The organism is Streptomyces sp. NPDC102274 (genome assembly GCF_044766385.1).
Classification (GTDB): domain Bacteria; phylum Actinomycetota; class Actinomycetes; order Streptomycetales; family Streptomycetaceae; genus Streptomyces.
This window is the reverse complement of the sequence record NZ_JBIWLW010000005.1, coordinates 237,092-255,080: the sequence shown is the minus strand read 5'-3', so window position 1 is coordinate 255,080 and position 17,989 is coordinate 237,092. Positions and strand designations below refer to the sequence as shown.

The 17,989-nt window shown below is 69.3% G+C and carries 19 protein-coding genes; 10 read left to right on the top strand and 9 right to left on the bottom strand.

Annotated elements, in window-relative coordinates; genetic code table 11:
- Nucleotides 1-189: 189 nt before the first annotated feature.
- The 3 genes from ACIRQP_RS09705 to era all read left to right on the top strand — a co-directional run bounded on the left by ACIRQP_RS09705 (nt 190) and on the right by era (nt 2,454).
- Nucleotides 190-948: a GntR family transcriptional regulator gene (locus tag ACIRQP_RS09705; protein WP_403886025.1), complete on the top strand. Its 759-nt coding sequence runs from the start codon at nt 190-192 to the stop codon at nt 946-948.
- 85 nt (nt 949-1,033) lie between these two features.
- Nucleotides 1,034-1,399, top strand: coding sequence for a cytidine deaminase (locus ACIRQP_RS09700; RefSeq protein ID WP_403886022.1), 366 nt, complete (start codon nt 1,034-1,036; stop codon nt 1,397-1,399).
- Between the two features lie 83 nt (nt 1,400-1,482).
- Nucleotides 1,483-2,454 carry a GTPase Era gene (gene era, locus ACIRQP_RS09695; protein WP_403886020.1) on the top strand — a complete coding sequence of 324 codons (972 nt, stop codon included), beginning with the start codon at nt 1,483-1,485 and terminating at the stop codon, nt 2,452-2,454.
- A gap of 272 nt (nt 2,455-2,726) precedes the next feature.
- Here era and ACIRQP_RS09690 read toward each other — a convergent pair whose 3' ends face one another.
- Together ACIRQP_RS09690 and ACIRQP_RS09685 are read right to left on the bottom strand one after the other, a co-directional pair.
- Nucleotides 2,727-2,993 carry a protealysin inhibitor emfourin gene (locus ACIRQP_RS09690; protein WP_403886017.1) on the bottom strand — a complete coding sequence of 89 codons (267 nt, stop codon included), beginning with the start codon at nt 2,991-2,993 and terminating at the stop codon, nt 2,727-2,729.
- Nucleotides 2,994-3,064: 71 nt separating this feature from the next.
- On the bottom strand, nt 3,065-4,117 hold the full coding sequence (locus ACIRQP_RS09685) for a M4 family metallopeptidase (RefSeq protein WP_403886014.1): 1,053 nt from the start codon (nt 4,115-4,117) through the stop codon (nt 3,065-3,067).
- Nucleotides 4,118-4,445: 328 nt separating this feature from the next.
- Between ACIRQP_RS09685 and leuA the strand changes: the two genes are divergently transcribed.
- The 4 genes from leuA to ACIRQP_RS09665 all read left to right on the top strand — a co-directional run bounded on the left by leuA (nt 4,446) and on the right by ACIRQP_RS09665 (nt 8,848).
- On the top strand, nt 4,446-6,206 hold the full coding sequence (leuA, locus tag ACIRQP_RS09680) for a 2-isopropylmalate synthase (RefSeq protein ID WP_403886011.1): 1,761 nt from the start codon (nt 4,446-4,448) through the stop codon (nt 6,204-6,206).
- Nucleotides 6,207-6,442: 236 nt separating this feature from the next.
- Nucleotides 6,443-7,138, top strand: a complete 696-nt coding sequence (locus ACIRQP_RS09675) for a TerB family tellurite resistance protein (RefSeq protein WP_403886009.1) — start codon at nt 6,443-6,445, stop codon at nt 7,136-7,138.
- A gap of 87 nt (nt 7,139-7,225) precedes the next feature.
- The gene (gene recO, locus ACIRQP_RS09670; protein ID WP_403886007.1) at nt 7,226-7,975 is read left to right on the top strand and encodes a DNA repair protein RecO; all 750 of its coding nucleotides are present in this window, start codon (nt 7,226-7,228) and stop codon (nt 7,973-7,975) included.
- Between the two features lie 21 nt (nt 7,976-7,996).
- Entirely contained in the window at nt 7,997-8,848 is an 852-nt protein-coding gene (locus tag ACIRQP_RS09665; protein WP_403886005.1) for an isoprenyl transferase, read from the top strand.
- A gap of 98 nt (nt 8,849-8,946) precedes the next feature.
- Here the strand turns inward: ACIRQP_RS09665 and ACIRQP_RS09660 are convergent, their stop codons facing one another.
- The 4 genes from ACIRQP_RS09660 to ACIRQP_RS09645 all read right to left on the bottom strand — a co-directional run bounded on the left by ACIRQP_RS09660 (nt 8,947) and on the right by ACIRQP_RS09645 (nt 12,289).
- Nucleotides 8,947-9,387 carry a transcriptional repressor gene (locus ACIRQP_RS09660; RefSeq protein ID WP_249949289.1) on the bottom strand — a complete coding sequence of 147 codons (441 nt, stop codon included), beginning with the start codon at nt 9,385-9,387 and terminating at the stop codon, nt 8,947-8,949.
- A gap of 84 nt (nt 9,388-9,471) precedes the next feature.
- Nucleotides 9,472-10,392 (bottom strand): metal ABC transporter permease, encoded by a 921-nt coding sequence (locus ACIRQP_RS09655; protein ID WP_403886001.1) that lies wholly within the window; start codon nt 10,390-10,392, stop codon nt 9,472-9,474.
- Between the two features lie 2 nt (nt 10,393-10,394).
- The gene (locus ACIRQP_RS09650) at nt 10,395-11,258 is read right to left on the bottom strand and encodes a metal ABC transporter ATP-binding protein (protein WP_403886372.1); all 864 of its coding nucleotides are present in this window, start codon (nt 11,256-11,258) and stop codon (nt 10,395-10,397) included.
- A gap of 38 nt (nt 11,259-11,296) precedes the next feature.
- On the bottom strand, nt 11,297-12,289 hold the full coding sequence (locus tag ACIRQP_RS09645) for a metal ABC transporter solute-binding protein, Zn/Mn family (RefSeq protein ID WP_403885998.1): 993 nt from the start codon (nt 12,287-12,289) through the stop codon (nt 11,297-11,299).
- 144 nt (nt 12,290-12,433) lie between these two features.
- Between ACIRQP_RS09645 and ACIRQP_RS09640 the strand changes: the two genes are divergently transcribed.
- On the top strand, nt 12,434-13,816 hold the full coding sequence (locus tag ACIRQP_RS09640; RefSeq protein ID WP_403885995.1) for a glycine--tRNA ligase: 1,383 nt from the start codon (nt 12,434-12,436) through the stop codon (nt 13,814-13,816).
- Between the two features lie 124 nt (nt 13,817-13,940).
- A complete protein-coding gene (locus tag ACIRQP_RS09635) occupies nt 13,941-14,147 on the top strand; it encodes a hypothetical protein (protein ID WP_403885992.1) in 207 nt (68 codons plus the stop codon).
- A 33-nt stretch (nt 14,148-14,180) separates the two neighbouring features.
- On the opposite strand, the gene ACIRQP_RS09630 is transcribed toward ACIRQP_RS09635, so the two are convergent.
- A complete protein-coding gene (locus ACIRQP_RS09630) occupies nt 14,181-14,765 on the bottom strand; it encodes a TetR family transcriptional regulator (protein WP_403885989.1) in 585 nt (194 codons plus the stop codon).
- 119 nt (nt 14,766-14,884) lie between these two features.
- Nucleotides 14,885-15,898 carry an aldo/keto reductase gene (locus tag ACIRQP_RS09625; RefSeq protein WP_403885986.1) on the bottom strand — a complete coding sequence of 338 codons (1,014 nt, stop codon included), beginning with the start codon at nt 15,896-15,898 and terminating at the stop codon, nt 14,885-14,887.
- A gap of 278 nt (nt 15,899-16,176) precedes the next feature.
- Between ACIRQP_RS09625 and ACIRQP_RS09620 the strand changes: the two genes are divergently transcribed.
- On the top strand, nt 16,177-16,392 hold the full coding sequence (locus ACIRQP_RS09620; protein WP_403885983.1) for a DUF6243 family protein: 216 nt from the start codon (nt 16,177-16,179) through the stop codon (nt 16,390-16,392).
- A 201-nt stretch (nt 16,393-16,593) separates the two neighbouring features.
- Here the strand turns inward: ACIRQP_RS09620 and ACIRQP_RS09615 are convergent, their stop codons facing one another.
- On the bottom strand, nt 16,594-17,988 hold the full coding sequence (locus ACIRQP_RS09615) for an MFS transporter (RefSeq protein WP_403886370.1): 1,395 nt from the start codon (nt 17,986-17,988) through the stop codon (nt 16,594-16,596).
- Nucleotide 17,989 lies beyond the last annotated feature (1 nt).

The window sequence follows — 17,989 nt, the reverse complement described above, 5'->3', positions numbered from 1 at the left end:
GTCTTTGACGCCCCATCGGCGCACCTCATCATTTCTGTCGGACAACATCTCTAGACATCTTGAGGCAACATCTCTAGAGATGTCAATCGACTCTGGACGGATGACCGCTGACGGTGCGGGCCCGCTGTCCGAAGTGCGCTGGTACACGTGTGCCCTAGGCTGTCTAGAGAAGAGGGAGGACGTTCACGTATGGCCACAACGGGCGGCACTCGTCAGCCGAAGTACCAGCGCATCGCCGACGCTCTCCGAGAGGCGATTCGGTCGGGCGAGTACGGGCCCGGCGCACGGCTGCCGGGTGAGAACGACCTCATGGCCGCCCACGGCGTGGCTCGTATGACCGCACGGCAGGCGCTGGGCGTTCTGCAGAGTGAGGGGATCGCCGAGTCCCGCAAGGGATCGGGTGTGTTCGTACGGTCGTTCCGGCCGCTGATGCGTCGCGGTGTCGAGCGGTTGTCGCGGGAGCGGTGGGGTGGCGGCCGGTCCGTCTGGTCGGCGGACATCGAGGACCGGACCCTCGTCGTGGACGGGGCCAGTGTGGCCGAGGAACCCGCCCCGGAGCCCATCGCTCGCGTTCTCGCGCTGGAGCCGGGCGACGCGGTGTGCGTACGGCGGCGGCGGTTCGTCCTGGACGGCAAGCCGGTCCTGCTGGCCACCAGCTTTCTGCCGGCGGCCATGGTCGCGGGTTCGGCCATCACCCAGGAGGACACCAGTCCCGGCGGAATCTACGCCCGGCTCGGCGAACTCGGCTTCGCGCCGGTGCACTTCAGGGAAGAGATCCGTTCCCGCATGCCGTCCCAGGAGGAGGCGGAGCGGCTGGGACTCTCCGCCGGTACCCCCGTCATCCTCGTCTGCCGCACCGCGTTCGACGCCGAGCGGCGGCCGGTGGAAGTGAACGAGATGGTCCTCGACTCCGCGTCGTACGTACTGGAATACGACTTCGACGCGTAGCTCCCGGGCAGGGAGGCGGTCGCCGGAAGCGCGCTTGGCACGGCCCGTTGACGGTGGCGCGGATCGCGCTGCCTATGCTCGGCACATGACTGAGAGCACCGACCCCGGCACCGGCGTCTCCCCCGAGGACCGCAAGATCATCACGCTGGCCCGCAGCGCCCGCGCCCGTAACGGCGTACCGGAGGGCGCGGCGGTACGGGACGAGACCGGGCGTACGTATGTCGCCGGCACCGTGCGGCTGGACTCGCTCAAGCTCAGCGCGTTGCGCACGGCTGTCGCGATGGCCGTGGCCAGCGGTGCGACCTCGCTGGAGGCGGCGGCCGTCGTCACGGCAGAGGAGACCGTGTCGGACGAGGACCGCGCGGCCGTACGCGACCTCGGCGGGCCCGCGACCCCGGTGCTGGTGGCGGGACCCGACGGCGCGCTCCGGGTGACCGTCACAGCGGGCTGACCGGCCCGATCAGTGCGCGGAAAGTGGCGGCACGGCGGCCGTGCGGGGCTGTCTGGTCGGCGCGGGGTAAACGATCGGGGACAATGGGCGCCATGAGCGCTCGTACCTCTTCGCCCGAGACTTCTCCCGAGGCAACCGAAGCCCCCCACCGGGCCGGCTTCGCCTGCTTCGTCGGCCGCCCCAACGCGGGCAAGTCCACCCTCACGAACGCTCTCGTCGGCCAGAAGGTGGCCATCACCTCCAACCGGCCGCAGACCACCCGGCACACCGTGCGCGGCATCGTGCACCGGCCCGAGGCGCAGCTGATCCTGGTCGACACCCCTGGCCTCCACAAGCCGCGCACACTGCTCGGTGAGCGCCTCAACGATGTCGTACGGACGACCTGGGCCGAGGTCGACGTGATCGGCTTCTGTCTGCCCGCCGACCAGAAGCTCGGCCCCGGCGACCGGTTCATCGCCAAGGAACTGGCCGCGATCAAGAAGACGCCGAAGGTCGCCGTCGTCACCAAGACGGACCTCGTCGACTCCAAGACGCTCGCCGAGCAGCTCATCGCGATCGACCAGCTCGGCAAGGAACTCGGCCTGGGGTGGGCGGAGATCGTCCCGGTCTCGGCGGTCGGGGACCAGCAGGTCGGTCTGCTGGCCGATCTGCTCGTCCCGCTCCTCCCGGAGAGCCCGCCGCTCTACCCGGAGGGCGACCTCACCGACGAGCCCGAGCAGGTCATGGTCGCCGAGCTGATCCGCGAGGCCGCGCTGGAAGGCGTACGGGACGAGCTGCCGCACTCGATCGCGGTCGTCGTCGAGGAGATGCTGCCGCGCGAGGACCGCCCGGCGGACAAGCCGCTGCTGGACATCCACGCGAACGTCTATATCGAGCGGCCCAGCCAGAAGGGCATCATCATCGGCCCGAAGGGCAAGCGGCTCAAGGAGGTCGGGACGAAGTCCCGCAAGCACATCGAGGCGCTGCTCGGGACGCCCGTCTTCCTCGACCTGCATGTCAAGGTCGCCAAGGACTGGCAGCGCGACCCGAAGCAGCTGCGCAAGCTCGGGTTCTGACCGGACACTGATCCACACGGCCCAGGGCCTGTCTTCAAAGTGGCGCCGCCGGGCAGGCGGGACTTTGAGGACAGGCCCCAGGGTCTTTCGTTTGGATCAGGCCGGATCGGGGAGCGGGGGTTGGTGCCGTGGATCGCGAGGCGGAGGAGGGAGCCGACGCGGAGGGGGCACCTCCCACGCCCTTGAGGCTGTGGGGGAGTCGGCGACTGACGACAACGTGGCGAGGCATGGTGCCAGGGCTCGCGAGCCCGGCCTGATCCAAACGAGAGGCCCTAGGCGCCTTCCTTGAGCACCCGCGAGATCAGCGCGCGCTGCGCGTCGGTCAGCCCGGGGTCCGCGCAGTGGACCGCGCGGTCGTCGATGGTGATCACATAGTGGTAGCCGTCCGGTACGCCGGCGGACGGCGTTCCCGCGCCGTCCGCCATCGCCCGCTCGGCCAGTTCCCGCCAGTCACCGGCATCGCGCAGGCCCGAGGTCTCGATCTCGGCCCTGCGCTCGATGCCGGCGAAGCCGCCTGTGCGCCGTACTTGGATACGCATGGGTCCTGTCTAGTACGTGACGGGCGGCGGCGGTAGCCGCCGCCCGTGCCTCACCTTCCGCTTCACACCGCTCACACCGCGGGGACCCCGACCTGGGACCATGCCTTGGTCACCGCCTCCAGCTCCGCGCCGTCCCCGAAGCGGGCCCGCGCCGCCGCGACGGTCAGCCGGGCGAAGTCCGCGAACTGCGCGTCGGCGGCCAGCTCGCCGCCGGTCAGCACGTCGAACCAGAGCTGTCCCGCCCGCTCCCAGGCCTTTCCGCCGAGCGCCACGGCCAGCAGATGGAAGGCGTGGTTGGGGATCCCGGAGTTGATGTGGACCCCGCCGTTGTCCTGGCTCGTCGGTACGAAGTCGGCCATGACGGCCGGCTGCGGGTCCTTGCCGAGGACATCGTCGTCGTACGCCGTCCCCGGCGCCTTCATGGAGCGCAGCGCCTCCCCGGTGACACCGGGCGCGAGCAGGCCCGCGCCGATCAGCCAGTCGGCCCGGTCGGCGGTCTGGTCCAGGGTGTACTGCTTGACCAGCGAACCGAAGACGTCCGACATGGACTCGTTGAGGGCGCCCGACTGACCCTGGTAGTCGAGGTTGGCGGTGTACTGGGTGAGACCGTGGGTCAGCTCGTGGCCGATCACATCGACGGGCAGCGTGAAGTCGAGGAAGACCTCGCCGTCACCGTCGCCGAAGACCATCTGCTCGCCGTCCCAGAAGGCGTTCGCGTACCCCTCGTCGTAGTGGACGCTGGCGACCAGCGGCAGTCCGGCGCCGTCGAGCGAGTCACGTCCGTACGCCGACAGCAGCAGCTCGAACGTCGCGCCGAGTCCGCTGTACGCGCGATTGACCGTGGCGTCGCGGCCGGGATCGTCGCCCTCGCCGCGTACCTCCCTGCCCGGCAGCGCGGTGCGCTGCTCGCAGTCGTGGATGGTGCGGTGCGGGTTACCGGTGGCGGCGGCCGTGGGGGAGGCGAGGGCGCGCAGACCGACGATCCGGCGCCGGGTGCGGTGGGCGGAGTCCACCTCCAGCGTGCGGCGGGCGGGCCCGGAGAGCCGGGGGTCCTCGGCCTGGGCGAGCTTGTCGAGGACATGAGGCGGCACAATGGTGCAGAAGACGGGAGCGATGTCGTTCATACGAGCACGGTGGCAGTGCGTCATCGTCATGTCACTCATCGCGACAGGAATTGCTGAGATGGAGTGATTCCCGGGGCTCTGGTCTTTACATCTCCAGCCGCGTGTCCGGCGTCTCGCGGGACGCTCCTCGCATCCCGCATTCTGATACGGACCGGCGCGACCGGCACCGCTCGGCTACGCTTCTTCACATCATGCGTTTCGGGCTGCTTCTCCTTAGCTGCCGCGGCGAGGGTCTGTAGTCGTAGGCCGACCCCCTCCCCGCGGAGTGTGGTGTTGCGGTAATCACGCCCGTCGGCCGTCCCAGTGGACACACGAGGAGCCCTGCGCAATGTCTGATTCTTCCGTCGGTCGCGCCACGCCCATCACCAACGCGACCCACGCCCAGCGGTCGTCCGGAATGCCGATCCACAAGTACGGCCGTTACGAGGCGGTGGAGATCCCCGACCGCAGCTGGCCGGACAACCGGATCACCGTCGCCCCCCGCTGGCTCTCCACCGATCTGCGCGACGGCAACCAGGCCCTGATCGACCCGATGTCACCGGCCCGCAAGCGCGAGATGTTCGACCTGCTGGTCAGTATGGGCTACAAGGAGATCGAGGTCGGCTTCCCGTCCTCCGGCGAGACCGACTTCGCGTTCGTACGGTCGATCATCGAAGAGGGCGCGATCCCCGAGGACGTGACGATCTCCGTCCTGACCCAGTCCCGCGAGGAACTGATCGAGCGCACCGTCGAGGCGCTGCGCGGCGCCCACCGCGCGACCGTCCATCTCTACAACGCCACCGCCCCCACGTTCCGCCGGGTCGTCTTCCGCGGTACGAAGGAGCAGGTCAAGCAGATCGCCGTGGACGGCACCCGGCTGGTGATGGAGTACGCGGAGAAGATCCTCGGCCCCGAGACCGTCTTCGGCTACCAGTACAGCCCGGAGATCTTCACCGACACCGAGCTGGACTTCGCGCTGGAGGTCTGCGAAGGCGTCATGGACGTCTGGCAGCCCGAGGCCGGCCGCGAGATCATCCTCAACCTGCCCGCCACGGTGGAGCGTTCGACTCCGTCCACGCACGCGGACCGCTTCGAGTGGATGTCGCGCCATCTCTCCCGCCGCGAGAACGTGTGCCTGTCGGTGCATCCGCACAACGACCGCGGTACGGCTGTCGCCGCCGCCGAGCTGGCGCTCATGGCCGGGGCGGACCGTATCGAGGGCTGTCTCTTCGGGCAGGGCGAGCGCACCGGCAATGTCGACCTGGTGACGCTGGGCATGAACCTCTTCTCCCAGGGCGTCGACCCGCAGATCGACTTCTCGCAGATCGACGAGATCCGTCGTACCAGCGAGTACTGCAACCAGATGGAGATCCACCCGCGCCACCCCTACGTGGGCGACCTGGTCTACACGTCCTTCTCCGGCTCCCACCAGGACGCCATCAAGAAGGGCTTCGACGCGCGTGATGCCGACGCGGCCGCGCAGGGCAAGCCGGTCGACGAGATCGAGTGGGCCGTGCCGTATCTGCCGATCGACCCGAAGGACGTGGGCCGTTCGTACGAGGCGGTCATCCGGGTCAACTCGCAGTCCGGCAAGGGCGGGATCGCCTACGTACTGAAGAACGACCACAAGCTGGACCTGCCGCGCCGGATGCAGATCGAGTTCTCCCGGATCATCCAGGCCAAGACCGACGCCGAGGGCGGCGAGATCACTCCCGGCCAGATCTGGTCGATCTTCCAGGACGAGTATCTGCCCAACCCGGACAACGCGTGGGGCCGCGTCCAGCTCCGCTCCGGCCAGACCACGACCGACACCGACGGCAAGGACACGCTGACCGTCCAGGCCGTCGTGGACGGTACGGAAACCGTGCTGACCGGTACCGGCAACGGTCCGATTTCGGCCTTCTTCGAGGCTCTGGCGGCGGTCGGGGTGGACGCCCGGCTGCTGGACTACCAGGAGCACACGATGAGTGAGGGCGCGAGCGCCCAGGCCGCCTCGTACATCGAGTGCGCGATCGACGGAAAGGTGCTGTGGGGCATCGGAATCGATGCGAACACCACCCGCGCTTCACTCAAGGCGGTCATTTCCGCGGTGAACCGCGCCACCCGCTGATCCGGCCGCCGACCCCGGCCTGACCTGAGCGTTCACGGACCCCGATCACCGGACACGGTGGTCGGGGTTCAGCCATGTCGTGGCGATCTCACGTCGCGGTACTGACGGCGCCCGCACGATGTGGCTAACATCACGTCAACGCGGCGGCTCTGCATCCGGATTCCCCGAAAGGGCGTGGAGGCGCGGTGGAGTGCAACGCAACGAAGCGTTGCCGGAGCGTTACGGAGGTGCGCGACGTGCTGCCAGCTCAGCGACCCGGCGGGCGAAAAGTGCGTGTCTGCGGCATTCGTACGTCCTGGAACACCGTCGGTGACGGGGAGTTCTTCTGCCCCGACTGCGGAGGCGACCGCAACTACCGCCGTCGTACCGGCCGTCGCCGCTTCACGGTGCTCGGGGTCCCGCTGCTTCCGCGCGGCTGCGCCGGGCCCGTTGTCGAATGCGCCGCCTGTCACGCGCACTTCGGGATGGACGTGCTCGATCACCCCACCACCGTCCGCTTCTCCGCGATGCTGCGCGATGCCGTGCACACGGTCGCGCTGGCGGTCCTCGCGGCGGGTGGCACGTCCTCGCGCACGGTCAGGGAGACGGCGGTCCTCACTGTCCGGGCGGCAGGGTTCGAGGACTGCACGGAGGACCGGCTGACGGATCTGGTCGACGCGCTCGCCGCGGACACCGGCCGGTTCCTCATCGAACCGGGGCCGTGCGGCGCGGCGCTCGCCATCGAACTGCACGAGGCGCTGGAGCCACTGGCCCCGCATCTGGCCCCGGCCGGCCGGGAGTCGATCGTGCTGCAGGGCGCGCGGATCGCCGTGGCGGACGGGCCGTACAGCCTGCCGGAGCGCGAGGTGCTGAGCATCGTCGGCGGCGCGCTCCAGCTCTGCTCGGACGATACGGAGCGTCTGCTGCTGGCGGCGTCCGGCACGCCCTCCTGAGCCCGGCCCCACGGGACGACGCACGGGACGACAGGAGCGCCCAAGGGGGGAGCGGAGAGCCGCCCGCGCATGCGGGACAATGGGCCCATGAGTCTGTTCCGGGACGACGGCGTTGTGTTGCGCACCCAGAAGCTCGGTGAGGCCGACCGCATCATCACGCTTCTGACCCGCGGCCACGGCCGCGTCCGCGCCGTCGCCCGGGGAGTGCGGCGGACCAAGTCGAAGTTCGGGGCGCGGCTGGAGCCGTTCTCCCATGTCGATGTGCAGTTCTTCGCGCGCGGCAGCGACCTTGTCGGACGCGGACTGCCGTTGTGCACGCAGAGCGAGACCATCGCTCCGTACGGTGGCGGCATCGTCACCGACTACGCCCGCTACACCGCGGGCACCGCCATGCTGGAGACCGCCGAGCGGTTCACCGATCATGAGGGCGAGCCGGCCGTTCAGCAGTATCTGCTCCTGGTCGGCGGGCTGCGCACGCTCGCGCGCGGGGAGCACGCGCCCCATCTGATCCTGGACGCCTTCCTGCTGCGCTCCCTCGCCGTCAACGGCTACGCGCCGAGCTTCGACGACTGCGCGAAGTGCGGACTCCACGGGCCGAATCGTTTCTTTTCGGTCGCGGCGGGCGGAGTCATCTGCGGCGACTGCCGGGTGCCCGGCAGCGTCGTACCCTCAACTGAGGCCGTCGGACTGCTCAGCGCACTGCTGACCGGCGACTGGGACACGGCGGACGCGTGTGAGGCGCGGCATGTCAGGGAGGGCAGCGGACTGGTGTCCGCCTATCTGCACTGGCACCTGGAGCGCGGGCTGCGCTCGCTCAGATACGTAGAGAAGACCTAGGAAACCAGGAGACGAGAGCGCATGGCACGACGCGGAATTCTGGGGCGTTCCCGCCGCGAGTACAAGACGCCGGAGCCGCACCCCTCCGGTGCGCGCCCGCCGAAGATCCCCGGCGAGCTGGTCCCGAAGCACGTGGCCTGCGTCATGGACGGCAACGGCCGCTGGGCCAAGGAGCGTGGTCTGCCGCGCACCGAGGGTCACAAGGTCGGCGAGGGTGTGGTGCTCGATGTGCTCAAGGGCTGTCTGGAGATGGGCGTCAAGAACCTCTCCCTGTACGCCTTCTCCACCGAGAACTGGAAGCGCACCCCCGACGAGGTCCGTTTCCTGATGAACTTCAACCGCGATGTCATCCGGCGCCGCCGCGACGAGATGGACGAGCTGGGGATCCGGATCCGCTGGGTGGGCCGGATGCCCAAGATGTGGAAGTCGGTCGTCCAGGAGCTCCAGGTCGCCCAGGAGCAGACGCGGGACAACGATGCCATGACGCTCTATTTCTGCGTCAACTACGGCGGTCGCGCGGAGATCGCGGACGCCGCGCAGGCGCTCGCCGCCGATGTCGCGTCCGGCAAGCTCGACCCGGCCAAGGTCAACGAGAAGACGTTCGCCAAGTATCTGTACTACCCGGACATGCCGGACGTGGATCTCTTCCTGCGTCCCAGCGGTGAGCAGCGCACGTCGAACTATCTGATCTGGCAGAGCAGTTACGCCGAGATGGTCTTCCAGGACGTGCTGTGGCCGGACTTCGACCGCCGTGATCTGTGGCGGGCCTGTCTGGAGTACGCGTCCAGGGACCGGCGCTTCGGCGGAGCGCTGCCCAACGAGGAGGAGGCCGAACAGGCGGAGCAGTCCGAGCAGACGGGGCAGCAGGGCTGAAACGCGCCGGTCGCCGTACGGGCTGCGAGTAAGCCCCGTACGGCGACCCAAGGCGCCTGAAACAGCCCCTGGTTCTTCAACAGGGCCTAGGCCCTGTCCTAGTTCTTCGCCACCGCCGCCGCGCACTCCGCGCACGTACCGAAGATCTCCACCGTGTGTGCCACGCCGACATAACCGTGCTGCGCGGCGATCATCTCGGCCCACTGCTCCACCGCGGGGCCCTCGACCTCGACGGCCTTTCCGCAGACCCGGCAGACGAGATGGTGGTGGTGGTCGCCGGTCGAGCAGCGCCGGTAGACCGACTCGCCGTCGTTCGTACGCAGCACATCGACCTCGCCCGCGTCGGCGAGGGACTGCAGGGTGCGATAGACCGTGGTCAGACCGACCGAGTCACCACGGTGTTTGAGCATGTCGTGGAGCTCCTGCGCGCTACGGAACTCGTCCACCTCGTCGAGCGCCGCCGCCACCGCGGCGCGCTGGCGGGTCGATCGGCCGCGCACGGGGGCCGCGCTTGATCCACCGCTGGGCGCAGTCGTCACAGGTGCCTCCTTGCCTCTGCCCGTATCCCACGGGCGTTGCCCGCTTCCCAGAGGCCATTCTGCCAGTTCGTGACCCGCTCGCGGTCAGACCGTGACATCGTCCGCGGTCCGGCGTGCGCCGGGCACGTCCACGTCCACATCCGGAGTGTCCACGTCCGGTACGGCCGCGGCCTCGGCGTCCCGCAGCGCGCGGGCCCTGCGTCTCGCGAGCGGGGTGGCGAGAGCGGTCAGCACCACGAAGACACCGATCGCGATCAGCACGATCGTCGCGCCGGGCGGCACGTCCTGGTAGTACGAGGTGACCGTGCCGGCCAGCGTCACCGCCGTACCGATCACGACGGACAGGACGAAGGTGACGAGGAAGGACCGGGTGATCTGCTGGGCCGCCGCGACCGGCACCACCATCAGCGCGCTGACCAGCAGCAGCCCCACCACCCGCATGGCGACGGTGACCGTCACCGCGGCCGTGATCGCGATCAGCAGATTCAGCGCGCGCACCGGCAGTCCGGTGACGCGGGCGAACTCCTCGTCCTGGCTGACCGCGAAGAGCTGTCGGCGCAGCCCCACGGTGACCAGCATCACGAAGGCGGCGAGCAGCGAGATCGCGGTCACGTCCGCCGGTGAGACCGTCGACAGGGAGCCGAAGAGATACGTATTGAGGCTGCCGTTGGAGCCGTTCGGCGCGAGGTTGATCAGCAGGACGCCGCCCGACATGCCGCCGTAGAAGAGCATCGCCAGCGCGATGTCGCCGCGTGTGCGGCCGTACGCGCGGATCAGCTCCATCGTGACGGCGCCCGCGACCGCCACGAGCGTCGCCATCCACACCGGGCTGGTGGAGAGCAGAAAACCGAGGCCGACCCCGGTCATGGCGACATGGCCGATGCCGTCGCCCATCAGGGCCTGGCGGCGCTGTACGAGATAGATGCCGACGGCGGGTGCCGTGATGCCGACCAGTACGGCGGCGATCAGCGCGCGCTGCATAAAGGCGGTCTGGAGTATTTCCATGGTCAGGTCAGCAGTCCTGTGCGGAGCGGCTCGCCGTCCTCGTGCGGATGGCAGCCCGGATTGGTCAGCGGATCGGGGGCATGGCCGGGCATGGGGCCTCCCCTGCTCGAAGAGCTTGGGGAACCCTGCCGGCCGGCCGCCCGGGGCGGCGGTCCGTCGTGGACCACACAGCCGTCGCGCAGGACCACCGCGCGGTCGATCAGCGGCTCCAGCGGGCCCAGTTCATGCAGGACGAGCAGCACGGTCGTACCGGCCGCGACCTGTTCGCGCAGGGTCGCCGCGAGGATGTCCTGGCTGGCCAGGTCGACGCCCGCCATCGGCTCGTCCATGATCAGCAGTTCGGGCCCGGCGGCGAGCGCCCTGGCTATCAGCACGCGCTGGTGCTGGCCGCCGGAGAGCGCCTCCACGGGGTCCTTGGCGCGGTCGGCGAGCCCGACCAGCTCGATGGCCCGCTCGACCGCCGCCCGGTCGACCTTGCCGGGCAGGCCGAACCTCGTACGGGACAGCCGGCCGGAGGCGACGACCTCGCGGACGGTCGCGGGCACCCCGCTCGCGGCGGTGGTGCGCTGCGGCACGTAACCGATGCGCGCCCAGTCGCGGAAGCGGCGCAGCGGGGTCGAGAAGAGCGTGATCTCGCCGTCGGTCAGCGGTACCTGCCCGATCACCGACCGTACGGCGGTGGACTTGCCGGAGCCATTGGCGCCGAGCAGGGCGACGACCTCACCGCTGTGTACGGCGAGATCGATGCCGCGCAGCACGGGGCGCGAACCGAGCGTCGCCCTGGCGCCCCGGACGGTCACGACCGGAGCCGAGCGCCGCTGAGGTGCCGGCCCCGCCGTCTCAGTGGTCGGGCCGCTTTCCACCATCGCCATGTCGGGCGCCTCCGATACCGCTGCCGGCTGTTTCACTTCGCGCCGAGTGCCTTCTGCAACGCGGCGAGGTTGGACTGCATGACTTCGATGTAGTCATCGCCCTTGGACTTGTCCGTAATTCCCTCCAGCGGGTCCAGGACGTCGGTCTTCAGTCCGGAGTCCGCCGCGAGGGTCTTGGCGGTTTTGTCGCTGGCGAGCGTCTCGAAGAATACGGTGCCGACCTTGTCGTGCTCCGCGATGGTCTCCAGTTCCTTCACCCGGGCGGGGCTGGGCTCCGACTCGGGGTCGATGCCCGCGATGGCCTCCTGGGTCAGACCGTAGCGCTCGGCGAGATAGCCGAAGGCGGCGTGGGTGGTGATGAAGGTCTTGGTGGTGGTGTCCGTGAGGCCCTGCTTGAACGCCGTGTCCAGGCCGCCGAGCTCCTTCACCAGGGCGTCGGTGTTCTTCCGGTACGCGGCGGAGTTGTCCGGGTCGGCCTTCTCCAGGGAGGCGCCGACCCCCTTGGCGACCTCGGCGTACTTCACCGGGTCCAGCCAGATGTGCGGATCCTTGCCGCCGAGGGCGTCCTCTTCCCCGGCGGGGTGCTCCTCCTCGGCCGGGTGGTCGCTCGCGTGGTCGTCCTCGTGTGCGTGGCCGACCTCGGTGCCGTGCTTCTCCAGCGTGGTGAGGGAGGTCGCGTCGAGGGTGTTCTTCACACCGGACTGCGTGATGGCCTCGTCCACAGCGGGCTGGATACCCTTGAGATAGAGGATGACGTCGGCCTCACCGAGCTGGGACACCTGCCGGGGGGCGAGCTCCAGATCGTGCGGCTCCACGCCGGGCTTGGTGAGCGTGGTGACGGAGACGTGGTCGCCGCCTATTCGCTCGGCGAGGAACTGCATGGGGTAGAACGACGCGGTCACCGCGAGCTTGTCACCGCTCTTCTTGTCGGCGGCGTCGGAGGAGGAACAGGCGGAGAGCGCGACCAGGCCGAGGGTGACTGCTCCGGCGAGAGTGGCGGTGGGTATCAGACGTCTTGCGTTCATGACTGTCATTTTCAACAAAAGTGGAAACGATTGTCAACAAGGGTCGCAGGTGTCTCTTACCCCGCACCGATTTGATCGAAGGGGTGCGGCCGCCGGTAATCTGAAGCATTCGCCGTTCGTCGTCGTCGTAATGAAGAGAGCACCGTGGCCGCCGACAAGATCGACAGCATCGTCAACCTGAGCAAGCGCCGTGGCTTCGTCTACCCGTCCAGTGAGATCTACGGTGGTCAGCGCGCCGCCTGGGACTACGGGCCGCTCGGAGTCGAGCTGAAGGAAAACCTCAAGCGTCAGTGGTGGCGTTACATGGTCACCTCGCGCGAGGACGTTGTCGGTATCGACTCCTCGGTGATCCTCGCCACGGAGGTCTGGGAGGCGTCCGGCCACGTCGCGACCTTCAGTGACCCGCTCACCGAGTGCACCTCCTGTCACAAGCGGTTCCGCGCCGACCACCTGGAGGAGGCGTACGAGGCGAAGCACGGCAAGGCGCCCGAGAACGGCCTCGCCGACATCAACTGCCCCAATTGCGGCAACAAGGGCACGTTCACCGACCCCAAGCAGTTCTCCGGTCTGCTCTCCACCCACCTCGGCCCGACGCAGGACTCCGGCTCCATCGCCTACCTGCGGCCCGAGACCGCGCAGGGCATTTTCACCAACTTCGCCCAGGTGCAGCAGACTTCGCGCAAGAAGCCGCCGTTCGGCATCGCGCAGATGGGCAAGTCCTTCCGGAACGAGATCACTCCGGGCAACTTCATCTTCCGTACGCGCGAGTTCGAGCAGATGGAGATGGAGTTCTTCGTCAAGCCGGGCGAGGACGAGCAGTGGCAGGAATACTGGATGGAGCAGCGCTGGAACTGGTACACCGACCTGGGTCTCCGTGAGGAGAACATGCGGTGGTACGAGCACCCGGCCGAGAAGCTCTCGCACTACTCCAAGCGCACGGCCGACATCGAGTACCGCTTCCAGTTCGGCGGCAGCGAGTGGGGCGAGCTGGAGGGTGTCGCCAACCGCACCGACTACGACCTCTCCGCGCACTCCAAGGCGTCCGGCCACGACCTGTCGTACTTCGACCAGGAGGCCGGCGAGCGCTGGACCCCGTATGTCATCGAGCCCGCCGCCGGTGTCGGCCGCTCGATGCTCGCCTTCCTCCTCGACGCGTACAACGAGGACGAGGCGCCCAACGCCAAGGGCGTGCTGGAGAAGCGCACCGTGATGCGTCTCGACCCACGCCTCGCGCCGGTCAAGGTGGCCGTGCTGCCGCTCTCCCGTAACCCGCAGCTCTCGCCGAAGGCCAAGGGCCTCGCGACGGATCTGCGGCGCAACTGGAGCATCGAGTTCGATGACGCGGGCGCCATCGGCCGCCGTTACCGCCGCCAGGACGAGATCGGCACGCCGTTCTGTGTGACCGTCGACTTCGACACCCTGGACGACAACGCGGTGACCGTGCGCGAGCGCGACACGATGCAGCAGGAGCGTGTCTCGCTCGACCAGATCCAGAGCTACCTCGGCGCCCGGCTCCTCGGCTGCTGACGGCTGCTGACGGCGGCCCACATTGAACGGCGGGTTACGTTCGTAGCTCGAAGCCCCCGGTTCCGCCACGGAACCGGGGGCTTCGTTGCAGACTGGGCGCTGACCTACCAGGGAGGCACGGATCATGCCGGCCACGACCACCAGCACGGTCAGGAGATGGGATCAGCATGGACGCGAGCATGTCGTACGCGTTCAGAAGGCGGGTGTGCAGCGGTCGTTGATTTGCGACACCTGCGGCTGGCACAAGGGGGCGCAGTTCCTGCCCTGGCTCAAGGCCGAGGAACATCTCACCGAGGCCCACCAGGCGACGGTGGACCCGGCGGCGGACTGAGAGCGGGCGCCTGGGCCGGGCCCACGGCCTGTATCAGGCCCGCAGACCGCGCAGCAGCAGATCGCAAACGGCGGTGAACTCGGCGTCGATCGTGGGCTTTTGCCAATCCGGCGCGTACGCCGGGTCATGGAAGCGGGCCGTGGCGGCGAAGACCGCCCCGGCCGTACTCGCCGGGTCCGCCGCCACGAACTCGCCCTCGCGCACACCTTCTTCGACGATCCGGGTGAGCTGGTGGGCCAGTTCTGTCAGATGTGCGTCGACCACATCGCTGCTGTCGTCGATGAGCACGGAGAACGTGGCGAACAGCTCCGGGTCGTCCCCGGCTTTATGGCGCTTGGTGTCGAACAGCGCCAGCAGCCAGTCGCGCAGCTTCTCCGGGCCCGGCTCGGCCTCCCCCTCCACGATCCGGGCCAGCACGGTCTCCGTACGGCTCAGCCAGCGCGAGGTGACCGCCTCCCGCAGCGCCGCCTTCGTGCGGAAGTGGCGGTAGACGCTGCCATGGCTGACGCCGAGCACCCGTGCCACATCGACCACCGTCGCCTTCGCCGGGCCGTAGCGGCGCAGCACCTCCTCGGTGGCTTCGAGGATGCGCTCGGCGGTCAGGGGCTCGGTGGCCATGGGGCGCCCGACCTTTCATGGCTCGTGCGGTGGATGCGACAGATGACACTACCTGTCAGGTCCGACAACCTGGCAGGGCGGCCCGGACGCGGTCTTTTCCTTGCCGTCCTCCGCGCCGGTCAGCGCTCACTGTCGAGGTGCGCCATCTGTCCGGCCGGATACCGGTCTCCGGCCGCGGCACCGGACGGTACGGCGCCCTCGATGGCGGCCAGATCACCGGCGTCCAGCGTGACGTCCAGCGCGCCGAGGGCCTCGGTCAGCCGGTCACGGCGGCGGGCGCCGACGAGCGGCACGATGTCACCCCGGGAGAGCACCCAGGCGATGGCGATCTGAGCGACCGAGACGCCCTTCTGCTCGGCGATCTTCCGCAGCGACTCGACCAGCCCGAGGTTGTGCCGGAGGTTCTCGCCCTGGAACCGGGGGCTCCTGGCGCGGAAGTCGGTGGGGGACAGCTCGCGGTCGCGGGTGAAGTGGCCGCTGATCAGTCCGCGTGAGAGCACCCCGTACGCCGTGACGCCGATGCCCAGCTCGCGGACGGTCGGCAGGATCTCGTCCTCGATGCCGCGCGAGATCAGTGAGTACTCGATCTGGAGGTCCGCGACGGGGGTGACGGCGGCCGCGCGGCGGATGGTCCCGGCGCCGGCCTCGGAGAGCCCGACATGGCGTACGTGCCCGGCCTGGATCAGCTCGGCGACGGCGCCGACCGTCTCCTCGATCGGGACGCCCGGGTCGACCCTGGAGATCCGGTAGATGTCGATGTGGTCGATGCCGAGGCGCTGGAGGGAGTAGGCGGCGAAGTTCTTCACAGCGGCAGGGCGGCCGTCGTAACCGGACCACCCGTTGTCCGGGTCGCGCAGGGCGCCGAACTTGACGCTGGTGAGGACCCGCTCGCGGGCGCCGGCGGGGGCGGTGCGCAGGGCCTCGCCGATCAGCAGCTCGTTGTGGCCCATGCCGTAGAAGTCGCCCGTGTCGAGCAGGGTGACGCCCGCGTCCAGCGCGGCGTGGATGGTGGCGATGGACTCGGCGCGGTCCACATCTGCCCCGTACATGCCGGACATGCCCATGCAGCCGAGGCCGAGGGCGGAGGTGCGGGGTCCCGAGGTGCCGAGGGAGCGCGTGGGGGTGGTGTTCATGAGGGGTTCCCTAAGTGCGGATCCAGAAGTGGGATCGAGAAGCGGGATCGAGGAGTGACAGAACAACCATGACATGAGCGATGACAGATTTCAACATCTGTCATCACTTCATGTGCTCGCCTGTCCGGTGTCCGCCAAAAACGCGTTACGTCCTGGCCGCGCCCGGTGGTAGCGTCTCGGGCATGTTCTTCCAGATCTACGAGTGAGAGCGCGGCGGCGACGGCCCGCCCCCCACCGACGAATCCGCAGATCACTTCTCATCGCTTCGGGAGAACCCCATGGCAAAAAGCCGCAACAACCTTCTCGGCGTCGGCGGACAGCGCAAGAAGCTGTCCCGCACCGACCCGCAGGCCAGCGCCCCCGCGCGCGACGCCAACCGCAAGGCCTCCGCCGACCACAAGCAGGAGCTGCTGCGCAAGATGCGTGAGCGCGCCGCGGGACAGGGCAACGGCACGCAGAACGACGCGGCCGACGGCACCGCCTCGCAGGACTGACGTACTCCAGCCATACGCCGTGGGGGGGGGGGGCCCCCGGGGGGGGGGGGGGGGGCGCCGGCGGCCCCCCCCCCCCCCCCCCGCCCCCCGCCCCCCCCCCCCCCCCCCCCCCCGCCCCCCCCCCCCCCCCCCCCGCCCCCCCCCCCCCCCACGGCCATGAGCGCGTCCCGCGCCCGCTTCTCCCACGCCCGCTTCTCCCGCTCAGCCGACCTTCCGCGGCAGCCGCACGCTCAGCACCGCCGTCAGGACGATCAGCCCCAGCTGCGCCAGCAACGTGATCAACAGGGCGTTCCGCATCCCGGCCGTGGTGCTCAGGGTCAGGAAGAGCGTGCCCAGTGTCGCCACTCCCAGCGCCAGCGCTGACTGCTGGGCTGTGACCATCACCCCGCTGCCCACCCCGGACCGCTCGGCCGGTATGTCGGAGAGCACGATGCGGATGATGACGGGCAGTTGGAGGCCCTGGCCGAGACCGGCCAGCGCGATACCCGGCAGCAGTTCCAGCGCGCCGACCGAGGGCCAGCCGCCCCATACGGCGAGCGCCAGCAACGCCACCCCGGCCATCTGGCTCACGGCGCCGGCCGTGACCACCAGACTGCCGTACCGCCGTATCAGCCGCGGTCCGGCCAGCGACGCCCCGAAGAACGCCACGGCCATGGGCACCAGCGTCAGTCCGGCGTCGATCGCGTCCATCCGCAGCCCCTGCTGAAGGGCGACGGCGATCACGAACATGAAGCCGCCGAAGCCGATTCCGAACGGCACGATCAGCGTCAGCCCCCGCCGGAGCGTGACCAGCGCGAGCAGACTCGGCGGCACCAGAGGGGTCCTGCCCTGCCGGTCGGCCCGTCGCTCCACCCGTACGAAGGCGTACGACACGATCGGGAAGGCCGCGAGCGAGACCCAGGTCCACACGGGCCACCCGGCGGCCCGGCCCTCCGTGAGGGGCGCCAGGAGCGTCACCAGCGCGGCGGCCAGCAGGACCGTGCCCGCTGTGTCGATGGGCGCCGGCCGCTGCGAGCGGGTCTCCGGCACCGAACGGGCCGCCAGGAGCAGGCCCACCAGCGCCACCGGCACATTCACCAGGAAGATCGCCCGCCAGTCGGTGCCCGCGATATCGGCCGCGACCAGCACCCCGCCCAGGATCTGGCCCGCCACCATCGCGAGCCCGGCCGTCGCGCCGTACAGGCTCAGCGCCTTCGCGCGGCGCTGTCCGCCGGTCGCGGAGTGGATGGTGGCCAGCACCTGCGGCAGCATCAGCGCCGCCGCGGCGCCCTGCGCCACCCGCGCGCCGACCAGCGTCCAGGCGTTCGGCGCGAGACCGCAGACGAGTGAGGTGATACCGAAGGCCGCCATGCCGATGAGGAAGAGCCGTCTCCGGCCGAGCATGTCCCCGAGCCGCCCGCCGAGAACGAGCAGCACAGCGTACGACAGCCCGTATCCGGCCACCACCAGTTCCAGCAGGGCGGGGCCGGCGGCCAGATCGTGATCGATGGTCGGCAGAGCTACATTGACGATGAAGAAGTCGATCAGAGGGAGCGCCGCACCGAGGAGCACGGTGAACAGGCCGAGAGTACCGAGCACGGACCCGTGGTCATGGATG

Excerpts from the sequence above, each read along its gene's own strand:
- ACIRQP_RS09705 (WP_403886025.1), top strand. The coding sequence starts at position 190 with ATGGCCACAACGGGCGGCACTCGTCAGCCGAAGTACCAGCGCATCGCC.
- ACIRQP_RS09700 (WP_403886022.1), top strand. The coding sequence starts at position 1,034 with ATGACTGAGAGCACCGACCCCGGCACCGGCGTCTCCCCCGAGGACCGC.
- era (WP_403886020.1), top strand. The coding sequence starts at position 1,483 with ATGGGCGCCATGAGCGCTCGTACCTCTTCGCCCGAGACTTCTCCCGAG.
- ACIRQP_RS09690 (WP_403886017.1), bottom strand. The coding sequence starts at position 2,993 with ATGCGTATCCAAGTACGGCGCACAGGCGGCTTCGCCGGCATCGAGCGC.
- ACIRQP_RS09685 (WP_403886014.1), bottom strand. The coding sequence starts at position 4,117 with ATGAACGACATCGCTCCCGTCTTCTGCACCATTGTGCCGCCTCATGTC.
- leuA (WP_403886011.1), top strand. The coding sequence starts at position 4,446 with ATGTCTGATTCTTCCGTCGGTCGCGCCACGCCCATCACCAACGCGACC.
- recO (WP_403886007.1), top strand. The coding sequence starts at position 7,226 with ATGAGTCTGTTCCGGGACGACGGCGTTGTGTTGCGCACCCAGAAGCTC.
- ACIRQP_RS09665 (WP_403886005.1), top strand. The coding sequence starts at position 7,997 with ATGGCACGACGCGGAATTCTGGGGCGTTCCCGCCGCGAGTACAAGACG.
- ACIRQP_RS09655 (WP_403886001.1), bottom strand. The coding sequence starts at position 10,392 with ATGGAAATACTCCAGACCGCCTTTATGCAGCGCGCGCTGATCGCCGCC.
- ACIRQP_RS09650 (WP_403886372.1), bottom strand. The coding sequence starts at position 11,258 with ATGGTGGAAAGCGGCCCGACCACTGAGACGGCGGGGCCGGCACCTCAG.
- ACIRQP_RS09645 (WP_403885998.1), bottom strand. The coding sequence starts at position 12,289 with ATGAACGCAAGACGTCTGATACCCACCGCCACTCTCGCCGGAGCAGTC.
- ACIRQP_RS09635 (WP_403885992.1), top strand. The coding sequence starts at position 13,941 with ATGCCGGCCACGACCACCAGCACGGTCAGGAGATGGGATCAGCATGGA.
- ACIRQP_RS09630 (WP_403885989.1), bottom strand. The coding sequence starts at position 14,765 with ATGGCCACCGAGCCCCTGACCGCCGAGCGCATCCTCGAAGCCACCGAG.
- ACIRQP_RS09625 (WP_403885986.1), bottom strand. The coding sequence starts at position 15,898 with ATGAACACCACCCCCACGCGCTCCCTCGGCACCTCGGGACCCCGCACC.
- ACIRQP_RS09620 (WP_403885983.1), top strand. The coding sequence starts at position 16,177 with ATGGCAAAAAGCCGCAACAACCTTCTCGGCGTCGGCGGACAGCGCAAG.